11 protein-coding genes are annotated in these 17,381 nt (G+C 58.5%); 7 read left to right on the top strand and 4 right to left on the bottom strand.

The features are described from left to right. Positions 1–104: 104 nt before the first annotated feature. Entirely contained in the window at positions 105–275 is a 171-nt protein-coding gene (locus BBBR_RS09325) for a hypothetical protein (RefSeq protein ID WP_003829636.1), read from the bottom strand. Between the two features lie 420 nt (positions 276–695). On the opposite strand from BBBR_RS09325, the gene BBBR_RS09320 reads away from it, so the two are divergent. The 5 genes from BBBR_RS09320 to BBBR_RS09300 all read left to right on the top strand — a co-directional run bounded on the left by BBBR_RS09320 (position 696) and on the right by BBBR_RS09300 (position 9,578). Beyond that, positions 696–2,606 carry an ABC transporter ATP-binding protein gene (locus BBBR_RS09320; RefSeq protein ID WP_003829637.1) on the top strand — a complete coding sequence of 637 codons (1,911 nt, stop codon included), beginning with the start codon at positions 696–698 and terminating at the stop codon, positions 2,604–2,606. Positions 2,607–2,805: 199 nt separating this feature from the next. After that, positions 2,806–4,611, top strand: a complete 1,806-nt coding sequence (locus BBBR_RS09315; RefSeq protein WP_003829638.1) for an ABC transporter ATP-binding protein — start codon at positions 2,806–2,808, stop codon at positions 4,609–4,611. 253 nt (positions 4,612–4,864) lie between these two features. After that, a complete protein-coding gene (locus BBBR_RS09310) occupies positions 4,865–5,824 on the top strand; it encodes a TatD family hydrolase (protein WP_003829639.1) in 960 nt (319 codons plus the stop codon). Between the two features lie 198 nt (positions 5,825–6,022). Beyond that, positions 6,023–8,434 carry a KUP/HAK/KT family potassium transporter gene (locus BBBR_RS09305; RefSeq protein WP_003829640.1) on the top strand — a complete coding sequence of 804 codons (2,412 nt, stop codon included), beginning with the start codon at positions 6,023–6,025 and terminating at the stop codon, positions 8,432–8,434. Between the two features lie 283 nt (positions 8,435–8,717). Beyond that, a complete protein-coding gene (locus BBBR_RS09300; protein WP_003829641.1) occupies positions 8,718–9,578 on the top strand; it encodes a class II glutamine amidotransferase in 861 nt (286 codons plus the stop codon). A 129-nt stretch (positions 9,579–9,707) separates the two neighbouring features. On the opposite strand, the gene BBBR_RS09295 is transcribed toward BBBR_RS09300, so the two are convergent. The 3 genes from BBBR_RS09295 to BBBR_RS09285 form a co-directional block, all read right to left on the bottom strand. Further along, positions 9,708–10,472, bottom strand: coding sequence for an HD domain-containing protein (locus BBBR_RS09295; protein WP_003829642.1), 765 nt, complete (start codon positions 10,470–10,472; stop codon positions 9,708–9,710). Between the two features lie 360 nt (positions 10,473–10,832). Next, positions 10,833–12,017: an ATP-binding cassette domain-containing protein gene (locus BBBR_RS10980; protein WP_003829643.1), complete on the bottom strand. Its 1,185-nt coding sequence runs from the start codon at positions 12,015–12,017 to the stop codon at positions 10,833–10,835. Beyond that, on the bottom strand, positions 12,014–13,474 hold the full coding sequence (locus tag BBBR_RS09285; protein WP_003829644.1) for an ABC transporter permease: 1,461 nt from the start codon (positions 13,472–13,474) through the stop codon (positions 12,014–12,016). The genes BBBR_RS10980 and BBBR_RS09285 overlap by 4 nt, the downstream gene beginning before the upstream one ends. 403 nt (positions 13,475–13,877) lie before the next feature. On the opposite strand from BBBR_RS09285, the gene BBBR_RS09280 reads away from it, so the two are divergent. Beyond that, positions 13,878–15,284: an LCP family protein gene (locus tag BBBR_RS09280; RefSeq protein ID WP_025300093.1), complete on the top strand. Its 1,407-nt coding sequence runs from the start codon at positions 13,878–13,880 to the stop codon at positions 15,282–15,284. Between the two features lie 275 nt (positions 15,285–15,559). Further along, positions 15,560–17,353 (top strand): glycoside hydrolase family 25 protein, encoded by a 1,794-nt coding sequence (locus BBBR_RS09275; RefSeq protein WP_003829646.1) that lies wholly within the window; start codon positions 15,560–15,562, stop codon positions 17,351–17,353. The last annotated feature ends 28 nt before the right edge of the window (positions 17,354–17,381 follow it).

Here is a 17,381-nt window from a genome sequence, read left to right as displayed (position 1 = left end):
TCCCGGGAACGTGTCGCTGATTGGGTCTGTTGCCCGGCCTAGCGGTTCGGTCCATTGACCCAGCCTGTTACTTCACCCTTACCGTCCGCAATGGAGTGAGCCGACTAATCCATATCCGCAAAATCGACAAGCGTCACTGTACCGTCTTGCGCCGCGCGGGCGGCGACATGCTCGTCGAAGCCTGATTTGGAGAACAGCATGTAATGGCTGGTTTCGGGGTGCAGCAGTCTGGCGCGATTGCGCAGCACTTCCAACTGCTGCAGACCGGATGGCATGCTGCGCCATCTGCATTCGCAGAATAGAATCGTAATTTACTTAATTATGATTCTATAATTTGGTCGACTGGTATGCAACAGGTCTCGAGCGTGCATTGCCGCATGCGCAACGTTTCGCGACGCATTCCGGGGAATATTGCGCTTAGAGAGCCGCGTATCGTTGCGAATGCGGGGAACACGCAGGGTTGTGGGCTGTTGCGATTGGACGCAAGCCGCCTAGACTAGTACGCGTTTACGAAAGTCGAACGTGCTTCGACCGGTGAAGGAGAGCTCCGGTCGTGCGACCAATCGCCAATGATTGTCGCAGTACGAAGCACGGCTGATCGTGAATCGTGGCGGCAACGATTGCCGCGTGCGGCGCAGGAGCATGCCGCACCATACCACAAGCAAACAATCCCCAAGAAACGGTGATCTCCTCACATGTACGTCGATCCGGGAATCAATACCAGCGCAAGCAACCTCAAATGGGTGCTGTCATACTGCAAACCAGACCTGCCCCGCGTGGCAGGCGCGCTCCTACTGTTCATCGTCAATAACACGATGGCCCTGACCATTCCGATTCTGTCCGGCATCATTGTGGACCGTGTCATCGTCGGCGGGCATACCGACGAACTGCCACGTCTGTGCGGACTGATGATCCTCATGACCATCATCCGCGTGGGCGCGCGATACGGCTACCAGATGTGGATGGAGCGTTTCGGCCAGAACTCGGTCTACCGCCTCGTCTCCGACGAATACGAGAAGCTGCACGAGCTCGACTTCACGTACTTCAACCACACACGCACCGGCGACATCATGAGCCGCCTGACCTCCGACACCGACGCGATCCGCCACTGCCTGAGTTGGGTGAGCTACCAGATCGCCGACTGCGTGGTCATGTTCATCGGTGCCCTGTGTGTGATGTTTGCCATCGACTGGCGACTTGCGCTCGCCCTGGCCTGCGTCACGCCGTTCATTTTTGTGCTCACGCGCGGCCTTTCCACGCACGCCCACCCGCTGTTCTTCGCCATCCGCAACTCGCTGGCCTCCCTCAACTCCATGGTCGAGGAGAACATCGAGGGCAACCGTGTGGTCAAGGCATTCGTGCGCGAACCGTACGAAACCGAAAAGTTCGACGAACACAACGACGACTACATGCAGCGCAACATGGCCCTGGCCTACAACTCGCGCAAGTACATGCCCTGGCTGGACGGCCTCGGCTTTTCGCTGCAGCTCATCACGCTCGGCCTCGGCGGCTTCCTGGTCATCAAGGGCTACATGACCCTTGGCAACTTAGTGAGCTTCAACTCCTTCCTGTGGATGATCGACGGCCCGGTGCGTGCCTCCGGCTGGCTCATCAACGACTGGCAGCGATTCAACGCCAGCTGTATCAAGATTCGCAAGCTGCTCACCGAACAGCCGCGCATCGTAGAGAAGCCCGACGCGGCCGAAGCCGTCAAGCAGGCGGTCACAATCGTCGAGCAGGTCAAGCGCGATGATGAGGCTACCGGTGCTACCGGAGCGCCCGGGGCTTCCGGAACATACGGTGCCCGGCAGTCCGCCGAACGCAAGTCCTGCCCGCTGCGCATCAAAGGCGACATCCGCTTTGCCCACGTCAGTTTCGCCTTCCCGGACGACCCGGAAACCCCGATCCTCAAAGACCTCGACTTCACCGTGCCTGCCGGCTCCAAACTCGGCATCCTCGGCGAGACCGGTGCCGGCAAGTCCACGCTCGTCAGCCTCATCTCCCGCTTCTATGACCCAACCGTGGGCCATGTGCTCATCGACGGCATCGACGCACGCGACTGGCCGCTGGCCACCTTGCGCTCGCAGGTGTGCATCGTGGCGCAGGACACCTTCCTGTTCTCCGACACCATCGGTGGCAATATCGGCTTTGGTGCCAGCGATGATAGCGACGACCGATATATCCAGAAAATGGCCCAGATCGCCGGCGCGGACAATTTCATCAGGTCGATGCCGCAGGGTTATGACACCGTTGTGGGCGAACGCGGCGTGGGCCTGTCCGGCGGGCAGAAACAGCGCCTGTCGCTGGCCCGCGCGCTCGCGGATGATCCGTCGATCCTGATTATGGATGATACGACCTCGGCCGTCGATATGGAGACCGAGGCGGAAATCCAGAAGCACCTCAAGGAGATGGACAGCGGCAAGACCATCGTCACCATCGCCCACCGCATCTCGTCGGTCAAGGATTCCGACCTGATTCTGGTACTCGAACACGGACGCATCGTCGAACGCGGCACCCACGCCGAACTCGTGGCCGCACACGGCCGCTACTGGGGCATCTACCACAAGCAGCTCGGACTCCAGTCCGGCGCCGCACAGGGGTTTTAACCGTCGTTCAACCTCCCTCTGACGAGGGCTGAGCCGTGAAGAAAACAGCCCTGTGGGCTGTTTTTAGGCGAGGGCGAACCGATAGGTGAGCAATAAATAAAGGAAGCGATGACGGAGGGAGAGATTTTGACGACATATCTCTCCCCCAGGCAGCTTCGCTGACAGCCCCCTCGCCGGAGGGGGCTTGAGAAGAGGACTTATGGCACAACGCAATACATTCCGCGAGGATGAGGAGCTGGAGGAGTCCATCAACCTCCACGACATCGCTCGCGTCGGCAAATATCTCAAACTGTACATTTCGCGCATTGTGCGCATCCTGGCGGTCGTGGTCTCGATGAGCTGCATCGTGGTCAGCGTCCCGTACCTGACCAAGATTATGATTGACGACGCGATTCCGAACAAGGATCTCGGCAAACTGGCCATGCTGGCCGGCGGGCTGTTCTGCCTGATCGTGATCTACGAACTCGCGCTGCGCTACCGCACGGTGGACATTACTCGCGTGGGCCAGCTCATGCTCAAGGACATGCGCCGCGATCTGTTCACATACATCCAGACCCTGCCGTTCAGCTACTTTGACTCGCGCCCGCACGGCAAGATCCTGATCCGCGTGGTCAACTATGTGAACACCCTTTCGGACACGCTCTCCTCGGGTCTGATCAACGTGTTCTCCGACATCTTCACATTCTTCGTGACGCTGATCGTCATGTTCGCCATCGACTGGCAGCTGGCATTGTGGAGCCTCGTACTGTTCCCGGTGCTCATCATCTGGGTGCGTGTGCTGCAGTACTTCCAGCGCAAGGCTTATCAGGTGCTGTCCAACAAGCAGAGCAATCTGAACGCCTTCATCCACGAGTCAATCGCCGGCGTGAAGACCACGCAGACCTTCGCCCGCGAGAAGGAGCAGTTCGACACCTTCCAGCAGCAGCAAGACGACGTACGTACCGCCTGGATGGCCGCCAAGCACATTGAATTCCTGATGTGGCCTGGCGTGCAGACCATCTCCGTGATGACCATCGCGTTCATCTACTTCGTGGGCATCACCGGCTTCGGCGGCGTGAGCGTGACCACCGGTATGCTTATCGCGTTCGTGGGCTACGCGAACAACTTCTGGAACCCGGTGATCAACATCGGCAACTTCTACAACCAGCTGGTCACCTGCTCCGCCTACCTCGAACGCATCTTCGAGACGCTGGACGTCAAGCCCGAGATCGCGAACAAGCCGGGTGCCACCGAGCTGCCCGCCATTCAAGGCAAGGTCGATTTCAACGACGTCGTGTTCCGGTACGAGGACGACGGCCGTAACATCCTGAACTTGGTCGACTTCCACGTCACCCCGGGCAAGACCATCGCCCTGGTCGGCCCGACCGGCGCCGGCAAGACCACCATCGTGAGCCTGCTGTCCCGGTTCTACGACGTGTCGGAAGGTTCGGTGACCATTGATGGCCACGACGTGCGCGACGTGACGCTTGAATCGTTGCGCCGGCAGATGGGCGTGATGCTGCAGGACACGTTCATCTTCTCCGGCAACGTACGTGACAACATCCGCTACGGCAAGCTCGACGCCACCGACGAGGAGATCGAGGCGGCGGCGAAGGCCGTGCACGCGCACGAGTTCATCATGGAGCTGCCTGATGGCTACGACACCACGGTGGAGGAGCGCGGCTCGACCTTGTCCGCCGGGCAGCGCCAGCTCATCGCGTTCGCGCGTGTGCTGCTCGCCGACCCGCGCATCCTGATTCTGGACGAGGCGACCTCGAACATCGACACCCGCACCGAGGAGGCGTTGCAGGCCGGCTTGCGGCATCTGCTCAAGGGTCGCACGAGCTTCATCATCGCCCACCGGCTGTCCACCATCGAGAACGCGGACCAGATCTTCTATATCGACCACGGCCAGATCGTGGAGCACGGCACGCACGCCGAACTGCTGGAGGCCAAGGGCGCGTACTACCGCCTCTACGAGTCCCAATACGCGATGATTCGCGTGGCCACCGGGGCTACTGAGTAGCTCGGCACCCGTAGCTGCCCCATATCCCAAATCTCCCGAATTTGTACTGCTGGCCGTTACTGAGTAGTACGAATTCGGGAGATGGGGATGTTCCCGAATTTGTGACGTCTAGCGATCGTCAGTGGTACATATTCGGGAGGTGTGGGGTTGTTTCCTGAATATGTGACGCTACGACGTTGTCAGTGGTACATATTCGGGAAGGGCATCGAGGTGGTGATGGGCACGGTAGGGTGTCTGCCTACACTGGGGAGCTATGAGCAAGCACCACCATCGCGACCGTAGCTGGGCACCGGCACCTGAACCGCTGCCGCAAGACGCCCAGACCATCGACAACCACACCCACGTGGCCTCCGTCATACCGTTTGCGCGGGCCATGAGCCACGAGGCACAGGAAAAAGGGCAGCCCGAAGTCCCGGTGTACGACGTCGACCAGTTGCTTGCACAGGCGCAAGCCGTCGGTATTGGGGGTATTATCGACTGCGGTTGCGAGCTGCCGCACCTGATGACCGCCGTCCAGATGGCCCTCGATCATCCAGGTAATGTGCACGCGGCGCTCGCAATACATCCCAACGAATCCGTGCTCCACGGTCATCGCGGTGTGCCGGGGCCGGATGGGCTGCCGCTCAAATACAAGCCGTACCACGACACCAGCTTTGAGGACGCTCTTGCTGAAGTGCATCGTCTTGCCACCACGTACCCCGAACAGGTGGTGGCCATCGGGGAGACCGGCATGGACCTGTTCCGTACCGGCGAGGGGGCTAAGGAGCTGCAACGTGAGGCTTTCCGCGCGCATATCGCTTTGGCCAAGGAACTGAACCTGCCCATGCAGATTCATGACCGCGACTCTCATCGCGAAGTCATCGAGACTCTGCTGGCCGACGGCGCTCCCGAGCGTACCGTGTTCCACTCCTACTCCGGCGACCGCGAGATGGGTGAGATTGCGCGCGAGCATGGATGGTACCTGAGCTTCTCCGGCACAGTGAGTTATAAGGGCAACGATGGCATCCGCGAATCGATGCGCATTGTGGGGCTGGACCACGCGATGGTGGAAACCGATGCGCCGTACCTCACGCCTATGCCGTACCGTGGCCGCACCAATGCACCCTACATGATCCCTTACACACTGCGTGCCATGGCCGATACGCTTGACCTGCCCATTGCCGATGTGGCCCGCGGCACCCGCAACACCACCCGTGTGGTCTACGGGGTGTGAGCGAGCTCGCTGTCATTATTCCTTGGGATGCGCCGCGCAGGCCGCAGAAGTGGGCAATGACGTGTTGATTTGCCCCTTTTGTGGCGATGTGTTGACTTGGAATTGAGCAGAATTTGTAAGAATCGCCAACGAGGTCTACGATATGTTGCTTGACATAAGCGAGGGGGAGGATCTCCACCTCAATGGAGGACTGAACGTATGGCTGAGTCAGATAAACAGGCTGAACGTGCCCAAAAAGCGGCAAAGCCCCAAAAGGCCCAGAAAACTAATGCCAAGGCTGGTGCCAATAAGGCAAAGGCTAAGCAGGAAGAAGAAGCCCTGCTGAGGGCCGACACCTTCACTAACGCTCCCAAGGTTTCCCGCCGCACCCTCACCAAGGAGGAGCGCGAGGCCATCGCCAAACAGCGCGAGGCCGAGACGCGAGAAGCCGAGAAAATCGCCAGCGCCTCTTCCAAAGGCCGTCTTGGCCGTTGGTGGGCTCGCCTGCAATCCGGACCGGATAAGGTCACGTGGGGCATGGCGATCGTGGCCCTTGGCGTGGTCTATGGCGACATCGGTACCTCGCCTCTGTACACCGCGCAGACCTTCCTTGCCGGGCAAGGCGGCTTCGGCAACGTGGATCGCGAGGCCGTGCTCGGTATGCTCTCGCTGGTCTTCTGGTCGATTACGCTGATTACCACCGTCAAATATGTGCTGATTGCCATGCGTATCGATAACAACGGCGAAGGCGGCATCTTTGCACTCTACTCGTTGATCCGCAAATACGGAGCCTGGCTCGCCATTCCCGCTATGCTCGGCGGCGCGGCCTTCCTGGCCGATTCCGTGCTCACACCGGCCGTGTCCATCAGCTCCGCAGTCGAAGGTCTGCAGACTTTGCCGCCGCTCGAGCAGCTGTTTGACGAGAATCCGAGCCTGACCCTCATGATCACCGTGGTGATCATCGTGATTCTGTTCTCCGTGCAGTCTCGTGGCACCGAAAGCATCGGCAAGGTCTTCGGCTCGATGGTGCTGGTCTGGTTCAGCTTCCTCGCCGTTGTGGGCGTGGTGAATCTCAACAACGACTGGTCGGTGTTCGCCGCCCTTAACCCGGTGTACGGCGTCAAATTCCTGTTCAGCCCGCATAACGCGGCCGGTATCGCACTGATGGGCACGGTGTTCCTCTCCACCACCGGTGCCGAGGCGCTCTACTCCGACATGGGTCATGTGGGCCGTGGCAACATCTACTTCACCTGGCCATTCATCAAGATTGCGCTGGTGCTCAACTACTTCGGCCAAGGCGCGTGGATGCTGAACAACGCCCGCAACCCGCAGTTCAACACTATGAAGTCGCTGAACCCGTTCTTCCAGATGATGACGCCGAACGTGCGCTATCTGGCGGTGATTCTCTCCGTCACGGCCGGCGTGATTGCCTCCCAGGCCCTGATCACCGGCGCATTCACCATGGTTTCCGAGGCCACCCGCCTCAACTGGATGCCGCATCTGCAGGTGCGTTACCCGGCCCGTACACGCGGCCAGCTGTACATTCCGGTGGTCAACGGCGTGCTGTGCGTCTCCACTCTGGCCGTGCTTGCCATCTTCAAGGATTCGGAGCACATCTCCGCCGCATACGGCTTGGCGCTGACCATCACCATGATCACCACCACTGTGCTGCTCGGCGTGTATCTCTGGTATGACCGCAAGCGCGTGGGCGCCATCGTGTTCACCGTGCTGTTCCTGGCCATCCAGATCATGTTCTTCATCGCCTCTATGGCCAAGTTCCTGCATGGTGGTTGGTTCACCTGCCTGCTCACCATCGCGATTCTGTTTGTCATGTACACGTGGAATGAAGGCACCAAGCTGGAGCGTGCGCAGCGTCGCCACATGAGGCCCAAGGACTTCCTGCCCGCACTCGACAAGCTGCACGGAGACTTCCGCATCCCCTACTTTGCGGACAACATCGTCTACCTGACTTCCGATTCGGAGACCAAGCGACTCGATACGGATATCTTCTTCTCCATCTTCGCCGACCACCCCAAGCGCGCCCGCGCATGGTGGGCAGTGAGTGTGGAGACCACCGATGAGCCGTTCACCCGCGAATACTCGGTGGAGAATTTCGGCACCAACTACATCTTCCGTGTGCGGTTCCGCCTGGGGTTCAAGGTCTCGCAGTCCATTCCGGCGTATATCCACCAGATCATGCATGACCTGTCCAAGACCGGAGAACTGCCCAAGCAGAAGTCGATCTACCCCAGGGTGGACGCCGACCCGGATATTGGCACAGTTCGTTACGTGCTGGTGCACAAGGCGCTGATGCCGGAGTCCAAGGTCTCCGCTCGCGGTGCGCTCTCGCTGCAAGCCAAGTACGCGATTCGCCATGTGGCCGGTTCTCCGGTCAAGTGGTTCGGCTTGGCGCCCTACAACCCGTTGATTGAAGTGCAGCCGCTATTCGTCTCCACCCGCCGCCCGCCGCGTCTGAAGCGCACGGATGGGACCAAGACGGTTCCTGCGCCAACCCCGACTCGAAGCGTGGCCGATCCTGCGGCTGTTCCCGATCCCATGGATACCACCGCCGGCCTGAGCCGCTTGGTCCAAGAACTCGATGCCGCGATGTCGGCAGAGGAGAAAAAGTAGGTATCTCGGTTGAAAGGGGTACTCGAACCCTCTTGCGGAATAATAACTGCTTTCAGAGGGGTGCCTAAGTGTTGAGAACCCAAGTATGAATGGCGTTATTCTGCCGTTTGTACTTGGGCTCTTCCATATCGGGTACCCCTGCTGAAAGCAGTTAGCATTCTGCAGAAGTCGCAATGTGCCCTTTTCAACCGAGTTACCGCCGTGTATAGCCTGACGCGCTCTATAAAGAATGCCTATAACGGTGGCCGCACGTCGAAATATGGCTCGGGTAAGTTATCTGACTATGTGCAGATTATTGGGATACGCGACGGCAGGGTTCAACCTGAGCCTTAACGCCGTGTTGGGTCAGGGCAATGTCGAGGATTTCCGCGAATTGTCCGAGATCCACAACGATGGCTGGGGTGTGGCCCAGCTCGCGGATCCCGCGTCGGCGCCATACGTGCGCGACGGTGGCGCGCCCACTCCGGAAACCGGCACTAAAATCTACAAGTCCACCATCGCCGCACGCGCCGATAGCACGTTTGAAGCTTTGGCTAGCGAGCCGGCTCGCGGCGCCATTTGGCATCTGCGTCTGGCCAGCTCCAATCTGCCGCTCATTATGGAGAACCAGCACCCGTTCTATGCCAACGGTTTGAGCTTTATTCACAATGGCGATATTTCCGACGCCAATGGCCGCAACATTGTGACCAATCGTTCCTACCCCGTGGATCACAGCGTGTTTCTGTCCACCGGCGGACGCTCCGACTCCGCCATCTTCTTCGCGGTGATTCTGGAGTACGTCGGCTTCGGATTCCCGCTTGACGAGGCCGTGGCTCAGGCGGTGCGCGAGCTTCGCCAGGCATACCCGAAGTCCAGCTACAACTGCATGATCCAGTCCGAGGATCAGCTGATAGCCCTGTGCGCTGCCGGCCGCGAGAAGACCAGCCCGCGCATTGTGGAGATTTACGACGAGTATGGCCGTGGCGAGCAGGCCGCCGATTACCGTGTGATGCGCTACCACGCACTGAATGACGAGAATGGCGATCCGGCCGGTGTAGTGGTGTCTTCCTCCGGCTATGAGCAGGAAGGCTGGGACGTGCTGGAGAATGATCAGATGATCATCGCGTCCAACCGCAACGGTACCTACCGTCTGCGTTCCATCTGAACCGTTCCTCGACCGTTCCTCGGCTCCCGCTGACGGGAGCTGGCTCGCGAAGCGAGACTGAGGGTGGTCTGATTGATGGAAACGAACCACCCCCAGTCAGCTTCGCTGACAGCCCCCGCCAGCGGGAGCTCAGATCACTCGCATCCCGTACTTCTCAGCCAACACCGGAATATCCGGTACGCCATATTTGGCCACCAGATCTAGCCAACGCCGCTTATTATCCTCGCCAAATCGTTCGGCTCGAGCCGTATACGCCTCGACTTGCAAGAACTTCGGCGGCACCGACTTGCTGTGGAACTTATCGGCGTACATCACCACTTCCTGCTCGAGATTCATCGGCACATAGTCGGCCGGGGGCAGAGGAAGCTCCTGCTTCACCACGTCCTCGCACGTGAGCCCCACGCCGGTATGGTTGCGGCAGAACTGGGCGATGTACTCGTCCACACCCTCATCGAGCAAATACTCGTAACCCTTAAGGCCGTGCAGAATATACCGCTTCTTGCTGAACTTGAGCGGCTCGCCGTCCGAACCGTCATGCTTGAACACGCGATATGTGCCGATGTCGTGCAGCAGCCCGCCGATGAGCACCAGATGCTCGTCCAGTAGGCGTGGCGGCACCTGGCCGCCCGTGACGCCCGCAGTGGGTGGCATGGGCGTAGCCGACACAGCAGCATCTACCGTATTCTCTGTGCGACGATTGCTTCCCCACTCGGGTGCATCTTTCGGCAGCGTGCAACGACGCGTGAACAGTGCATTCTGCCGTCGCACAATCTGGCATCCGATGGTCGCCACAATCACGCAATGCGTGTGAACCAGCTCATAGGCCGCCTCGGACGGCGCAATCTTGCGATGCAGCTCGTCAATCTGCTCAAGTGTGGGAATATATCCGGTCATGATCGTCAAGTTTCGTTTCGTAAGGTCAGGATTATCCCTAGATTAGCTCGGGAATAAGCCACGTTGATGTCAGTGGGAACAGATTTGGGCCTTGTTTGACGTCTACTTGCGTTTCGAGGGGCTGATTCGATCTTCTCCGGAGATCTACTTGCGTCTCGAGGGGCTGGTGTCTAGGTAGACAACGTCCGACAATGGCGAAATGGCGTTGCGCCAAGCCGTTTCTACATGCGTTTGACTGAATGACCAGCCCCTCGAAACGGAAGTAGACTTCCCGAGATGCGCGAATCAGCCCCTTGAAGTCGAGAAGGCCCCTGCGATTCGATATTGCCGAATCGCAGGGGCCTCCTCGACGACTTGAAATCAGATCTCGAACATCTGGTCTGCGGCTTCGGCGATCTCGCGCGAGGCGGTGAGCACGATGATGCAGTGCTTCGGGTCGCCGCTATGCGCCAGCTTGGCAAGGGCGGCGAACACGGTCACTGTGTCGTCCACGTTCAAGCCGCGGGTCGGTTCGTCGAGAATCAGCACTTCCGCTTCCGTGCTGATGGCGCGGGCAATGGCCACCAAGCGCTGCTGCACCACGGGTAGCTTGCTCACGGCAACGCCGCTGGTCGCCTCCGAGAAGCCGACCTTGGCCAGCAGTTCACGAGCGATCACCGGCTTGGGCTTCAGGAAGTTACGGTTGGAGGCATTCATGGCATAGAGCACGTTCTGCTCGGCGTCCAGATCGGGCTGCACGGCGTGCAGCTGCGGTACGATGCCCAGACGGTGACCACGCAGATCCACAGGCTCCAGTTCGGCGATGTTGGCGCTCTTATTCATCACCGTGCCGGACTTCGGCTGTACAAGGCCGCTCATCACGCCCATAAGCGCGCGGCGCTTGGTGTCTGCGGTCAGTCCCGAGTCAGGGTCGTCGGTGATGAGCAGTGCGTAGGCGTGACCCACGTAGCAGGCGAATTCCACGCTGTCGAGTACGTTGATCTTGCCTTTGGCGCCGGGAACGGTGACTTTGTTCAGCGCAAAGGTCGGGTAGGTCTTGAGCAGGATGTCATCCGCGCCGCCGCCCACGAGCACGCGATCGATGCGCGAGGCGAGCGTCATGGTCGGTTCGGTGGCCTTGGCCGCCGGCGCTGCGTGTTCGACCAATTCGTCTTTGCCGCCAGATTTAGCCAGGTTCAGCGTCTCGTTGACGCGGTCCGCATTGCGCTTGGTCGCTGCGGCGGAGGTGTCTGCGGAAGCCAGAGCGTCCGCTTCTGCCTCGCTGAGTTCTGCGCCCGCGTTGTCCTCGGCGGTGGCGTCTGAGGCCTCAGTGACATCCGCGGCGCTTTCGGCGCTGGCCATGATGCTGTAGATATCACCGGAGGCATTGTCGTCGGCGTCATCCGCACCCTCGAGGTCGAGACCATCCGCATCGTCAAAGATGACGCTGAACTGGATGGAATCGGCCGGAGCGGGCTTGATGGCATCCTTGGATGCCATGGCCGATTCGGCCGTGTTCTTCAGGGCTTCGTCCTTGCTGAGTTCCTGTTCGTTCTTCTCGCTCATGCCTTCGCCTCCGCATCGTCGTTGGACGTAGTCGTGGTAGTGGTCACAGCCTTGCCGAGTTCGGCAACCTCGTCGTCAGCCTCTTCAATGGTCTCGATTTCGCTGACTGTGCCCCAGTCGCCATCAGCGGCAAAGAGCTTGGCTGCGCTGAAGAACGCAAGTCGCAAGGCCGCAAGAATAGCCAGCGCTAAAATGGCGCCGAGCCCGCCCCAGACCATCTGCCAAATCAGGCTAGAGGTGACTGCGGTAGTGTGGCCGGAGATCAATGCCGCGCCGATGGGCTTTGCCGCAAAGGCGCCACCGACCAGGCCGATCACATAGAACGGCAGGGTGGCGAAGAACACCTCAAGCATGAATTGCCAGCCAAGGCGGCCGCGAGTTACGCCGGAAACCAGCGCCATGCCGATTTCATCATTGCGCTTCGGCGTCCACGCGGCCAGCAGCACTAGGGCCAGCAACAGCACGCCACCCACGGTGAGCAGCACGATCACGCCGGTCTTGGCACGAGCAGCCAAGGTATCCAACGGCTCAAGCGACTTGGTGTAAGCCTCGAGCGAGGGGGAAGAGATGGTGTAGCCCTTGGCCGGCAGCTTGGCTTTCTTCAGCGTTTTCAGCAGAGAATCATATGTAGCAGAATCCGTGACGTTGAACACCACGTTCAGGTCAGGCAGCTCCCACCCGGAGGCGGTTTCATTGCTGTACTGCGGGTCGAGTCCGGCCTTGGAGAAGGTCTGGTAGTTCGTGAAGATCGCGTTCTCGCGATTGCGGGCGGCAACCACCGGGTTGTCCACGGTGGATTCGGAGGTGTACTTGTAGATGCCGCGCACCTTGAGCTCTGCGGTGTCTGATGCGCTGGTGGCAGTGGCTACCTTGAACGTATCGCCCACCTTAAGATTATTGGCCTTGGCAAACGCTTCAGAGACCAATGCGCCGGTGGTGTCTGGGTTGGCGGATTTGTTGTTATAGCTCAGGCCCTTGCCGTCCACGATTTCAAAGGTGCCAAGATCGCTTGCTTTGGCCGCGTCCTTGGTCCAGAATGCGCGCCAAACCAGCTGGCCGCCGGTCTTATCGTCGGAAGCGGAGCCGAGCGAGCCGCCATCGAGCGCTTTCAAATCGCCACTCACGCGGGCGGGTACTGTTCCGGTAACGGTGAAGTCGAGCGTGGTACCGGCGGTCTGAATAGCCGAGGCGTAATCGGTGTACGACGACCAGGTCATGTAATGCTTGGTGGTGGCCGAGTCGGTGGCGGAGACCTTCTTCCAGGTGGCCGCGCTCGGGCGAATCGCCATATTGGCTTTCTGCGAATTGTATGTGGTGGTGTGTGCGGTGGTGTTTTCCTGCACAATGGCCAGTCCGGCAACCGTGCCGAACGTGACTGCCAGAGTGATGAACGCGGTTAGGGTGGTGCGTCCCTTGGAACGCATCAAAGCCCGCCAGGCGTTGCTGAGGACGAACATGTGTACCTCTCCCGTTCTCCTAAGCCGAACAAATCAATACGGCTCTACTATTGTTGCGCTTCGTGACCGTTTTCTTGCGCAATACTGTTATACCCCTCAATGAAGTCTGGGAATGCGCTGGGAACAAACATGGTCAATGTGGGTAAAAGCGATGCAAAAAACTGCGCATAATCGCGCGGAACATGGAAATTCTGTTGCGATTCGTCGTATCAGGAATAGGTTCATCGCATTCTGTTACACTTACCCACGATGTATAACACCTATTATTCGCAGAGTCGACGTGCTCTTGTGAGGCTGCCGCGCAGTGCGGAACGGCCTCGATATCGGCAAGAGCATAGCTCGTCTTGGACGGTTGCAGCACATGCCTGATGCATCCGTCTTGCGAAACAGGGAGGCAAAGGATATGGCGAACCGGCACGCACAGAACAATCTGCCCAATTTTGGTTGGCAGAAGGTGCGCGGCCCCCATCACATCATGGCATACCGGACGAGCCGCAAGGCCGCTGCAGCCGTGTCCATGGCTGTTATTGCCGTGCTGGTGTTTGTGGGAACGTTCGCCGCTGCCACTTGGGCCGATGTGTCTGGCGCGGTCAGCAGCCAGAAGGTGCAGGTCATCCAGCAGAAGGGTGCCAAGAAAGTAGATGACTCACCGGTGGATCCGTATGCCAATAAGGTAATCAACATTCTGTTGATTGGTCAGGATACGCGTGATGGTGCGGGTAACTCCGCGATTGGCGGTAGCGGCAGCGACGTTGCGGATCTGCATAATTCCGATACCACGATGATTCTGCAGATCGCCGCAGACCGTAAGAGCATGAATCTGGTATCGATACCGCGCGATCTCATGGTCTCCACTCCGGGCTGCCAGACCACTAACGGCGAGATTGCCGCGCAGTCTTCGGTGATGTTCAACTCCATTTTTGCCAACGGCTACTCGCAGGGCGGCGACGTGGCCTCGGCTGCCAGCTGCACCATGAACGAGGTGAACCATCTGAGCGGCCTGGACATCCAGAACTTCATGGTGGTTGACTTCGGCGGCTTGGTCAACATGATTGATGCCATCGGAGGTGTGGATATCTGCATCCCTACGCAGATGACGGATGTCTACACCGGATTGAACCTTTCCCCAGGCATGCAGCATTTGACCGGTGGCCTGGCAACACAATATGCACGTATGCGCCACGGTACGGGCACGGACGGCTCGGACACCATGCGTACCACGAGGCAGCAGTATCTGATCAGGCAGCTGGTGAAGACGGCATTGTCTAAGAACTACTTCACACAGACGAGCGAGCTGTATCAGCTGGCAAAGTCGGCGCTGGACTCGGTGCAGATGAGCGAAGGCCTGGCTAATGTAGGTACATTGGCTGGTCTGGCTACTAGCTTGAAGAACTTCAGCATGGATAACCTTTATTCCATGACGATTCCGATTACCCCGTGGGTGGAAGATCCCAATCGCAGCCAGCTGGCCGACGGTGCAGATGCCGTGTGGGAGAAGTTGCGCAAGGGGCAGCCGCTGGTGGATAAGGCCGAGACAGCGGCCACCGTTGATGGCACTACCACTACGGACGGTACGACCGCTGATGGTGCGACCGCCGATGGAACCACTGCTGACGGAACTGTCACCGACAGTTCCACCTACAACGAAAAGATCGGCGTGATCACCCAGGCTGACGGTACCTTGATTGACGCCCAGACCGGCGGCATCATCGATCCTGAGACCGGAGCAATCCGCAGTTCTGTGACTGGCCAGTTCATTGGTATGAACAACCGGTACATCGAAGTGACCTACTGCGGTGTGACTTACTAGCACTTATTAACACTATTGACAGCTCGCATGGCAAACCTCAGGTTCTGGCTCACCGTGCTTTGCTGGCCACGCTCGAATCGTAACGATTGCGGGAAAAGTTGCGTGCAATTTGTTGAGGCAAGGTCACTGGTTCTGTTTTATGCAACGTGCCGGGTATGGTGGTGACTTGATTGTGGTGTGCGGGCAAGCGAAGTGCTTGCTGGACGCAAATAGAGCATTGCTGGTATGAATGTCTAAATACTCGGTGCGAAAATAAGAAACGGTAAGGGACGCTGATGTCAGCGAAGAGAATGATGAGTGCGGTTGCGGTACTTGCGTCAATGACGCTGGTAAGTGCGGTGTGCGCAGCACCGGCTAGTGCATTGAGCGATGTGAGCGTGGACGCGCTTGCAGATGCGTCGACGGATCCGTTCAGGACACAGACAATCTCCGATGACACCGCTGCTGATGCCATGCCGGATAACCCGGACGCTGCCTTGCCGGATCAGGTTTCTGCTGCGATCCCTGACGATGCAACTGTGGTCTCCGAAGATCATGCCGTTACCGCCGACGGCGAACTGAAGAACATCACCACCGGTGAGACCGTGACTGATCCTGCTCTTGTGGGTACGCAGGATTCTCAGCCTGATCCGCTTGCCAAGACTGACGGTGAATCGTTTATTCCGGTGCAAGCCGATGAGGTCAAACAGAAGGTTGCGGCCAACGGCGGCGACGCGAATGCGGGAGCGGCTGATGCGCAGACCGCCCCAGACACGCCTGATACTCAGCCCGAGCAGCCCCGGCCTAATGATTCGAGTGACTCTGAACAGCCCAATCAGTCCGATTCCTCCGCCCCGTCGGATTCTGCGAGTACTTCTGATTCCGGCGAAGCCATAGGTAACGCTTCGGACAGTGCAACTGCTACGAATGGTGCGGCCAAGGCCACTACCAAGGGTTCAGTGCGACTTGCCGCATTGCAGAACAATGAATACGGTGCTCACTGGGGCTCCTACAACGGTACGGCAGCGTTTTTCGACGCGTCAAACAATCTGTTTGTCCAGCAGGCCAAAGGTGTGATTGATGTTTCTGCCTGGCAGGGCAATATCAACTGGCAGGCCGTGAAAAACTCAGGCGTGGAAGGCGCAATCATTCGCATTGGCTACGGGTGGGACAACGGGTTTGACAAGCAGGCACTTCGCAATATCAGCGAGTGCAGGCGTTTGGGTATTCCGTTTGGCATATACCTCTATTCGTACGCTTATGACGCCAATACCGGTGCTGCTGAGGGATCCAGTTTAGTGAACCTGCTGCAGAAAGCCGGTGTGAGCTCAAGCGATTTGGGCTATCCGGTGTATTACGACTTAGAGAGGTGGACCTGGACGGGTCATGAGGTGCCCAACGACCCTGGGACGTATGACGGCATTGTCAATGCTTGGTATGGCAGGTTGCAATCCGCTGGATACAACAATCTTGCTGTGTATTCATACACTTCTTATCTGAATACTGCGCTCAATAGTGGCAATATCCACTCTAAGACCCGTTGGGTTGCGCAGTATGGTTCCTCGATGGGCTATACGGCATTCCCCACCAACGACCGTGGCTGGCAGTACACCAGCAGGGGCAGCGTGAGCGGCATTAGCGGCACCGTGGATTTGAATGCGTTTGGTAATCAAACTGCCACGTCCTCGGCTCCTAGCGTTCCTGTCTACCGTGTCTACAATCCCAACAGCGGATTGCACCATTACACGATGAATTACAACGAAGTCATAATGCTGGTTGGTAAGGGGTGGCGATACGAGAAAACCGCCTTTAGAGCGGGCCAATCCGGCATACCTGTCTACCGTGTCTACAATCCGAATGACGGAAACCATCTGTTCACGATGAATAGTTACGAGCGAGACAATCTGGCTCGTTTGGGGTGGCACGATGAAGGCGTGTCTTGGTACGTGCCTTCCGGCGGATCCATTAACGTATACCGTTTGTATAACCCGAACAATGGTGAGCATGTTTTCACCACGGAATATGGCGAGTATGTGCTTGTTGGCAGGGCTGGATGGCATCAGGAAGGCGTTGCCTGGACATCTCTGTGATTGTCTTGTGTTCAGCTGTTTGCTTGCT

It is taken from the genome of Bifidobacterium breve DSM 20213 = JCM 1192 (assembly GCF_001025175.1).
In the GTDB taxonomy this organism is placed as follows: Bacteria; Actinomycetota; Actinomycetes; order Actinomycetales; family Bifidobacteriaceae; genus Bifidobacterium; species Bifidobacterium breve.
This window is presented reverse-complemented; position numbering and strand designations above follow the sequence as displayed.

Excerpts from the sequence above, each read along its gene's own strand:
- BBBR_RS10980 (WP_003829643.1), bottom strand. The coding sequence starts at position 12,017 with ATGAGCGAGAAGAACGAACAGGAACTCAGCAAGGACGAAGCCCTGAAG.
- BBBR_RS09300 (WP_003829641.1), top strand. The coding sequence starts at position 8,718 with ATGTGCAGATTATTGGGATACGCGACGGCAGGGTTCAACCTGAGCCTT.
- BBBR_RS09280 (WP_025300093.1), top strand. The coding sequence starts at position 13,878 with ATGGCGAACCGGCACGCACAGAACAATCTGCCCAATTTTGGTTGGCAG.
- BBBR_RS09285 (WP_003829644.1), bottom strand. The coding sequence starts at position 13,474 with ATGTTCGTCCTCAGCAACGCCTGGCGGGCTTTGATGCGTTCCAAGGGA.
- BBBR_RS09275 (WP_003829646.1), top strand. The coding sequence starts at position 15,560 with ATGTCAGCGAAGAGAATGATGAGTGCGGTTGCGGTACTTGCGTCAATG.
- BBBR_RS09305 (WP_003829640.1), top strand. The coding sequence starts at position 6,023 with ATGGCTGAGTCAGATAAACAGGCTGAACGTGCCCAAAAAGCGGCAAAG.
- BBBR_RS09295 (WP_003829642.1), bottom strand. The coding sequence starts at position 10,472 with ATGACCGGATATATTCCCACACTTGAGCAGATTGACGAGCTGCATCGC.
- BBBR_RS09320 (WP_003829637.1), top strand. The coding sequence starts at position 696 with ATGTACGTCGATCCGGGAATCAATACCAGCGCAAGCAACCTCAAATGG.
- BBBR_RS09315 (WP_003829638.1), top strand. The coding sequence starts at position 2,806 with ATGGCACAACGCAATACATTCCGCGAGGATGAGGAGCTGGAGGAGTCC.
- BBBR_RS09325 (WP_003829636.1), bottom strand. The coding sequence starts at position 275 with ATGCCATCCGGTCTGCAGCAGTTGGAAGTGCTGCGCAATCGCGCCAGA.
- BBBR_RS09310 (WP_003829639.1), top strand. The coding sequence starts at position 4,865 with ATGAGCAAGCACCACCATCGCGACCGTAGCTGGGCACCGGCACCTGAA.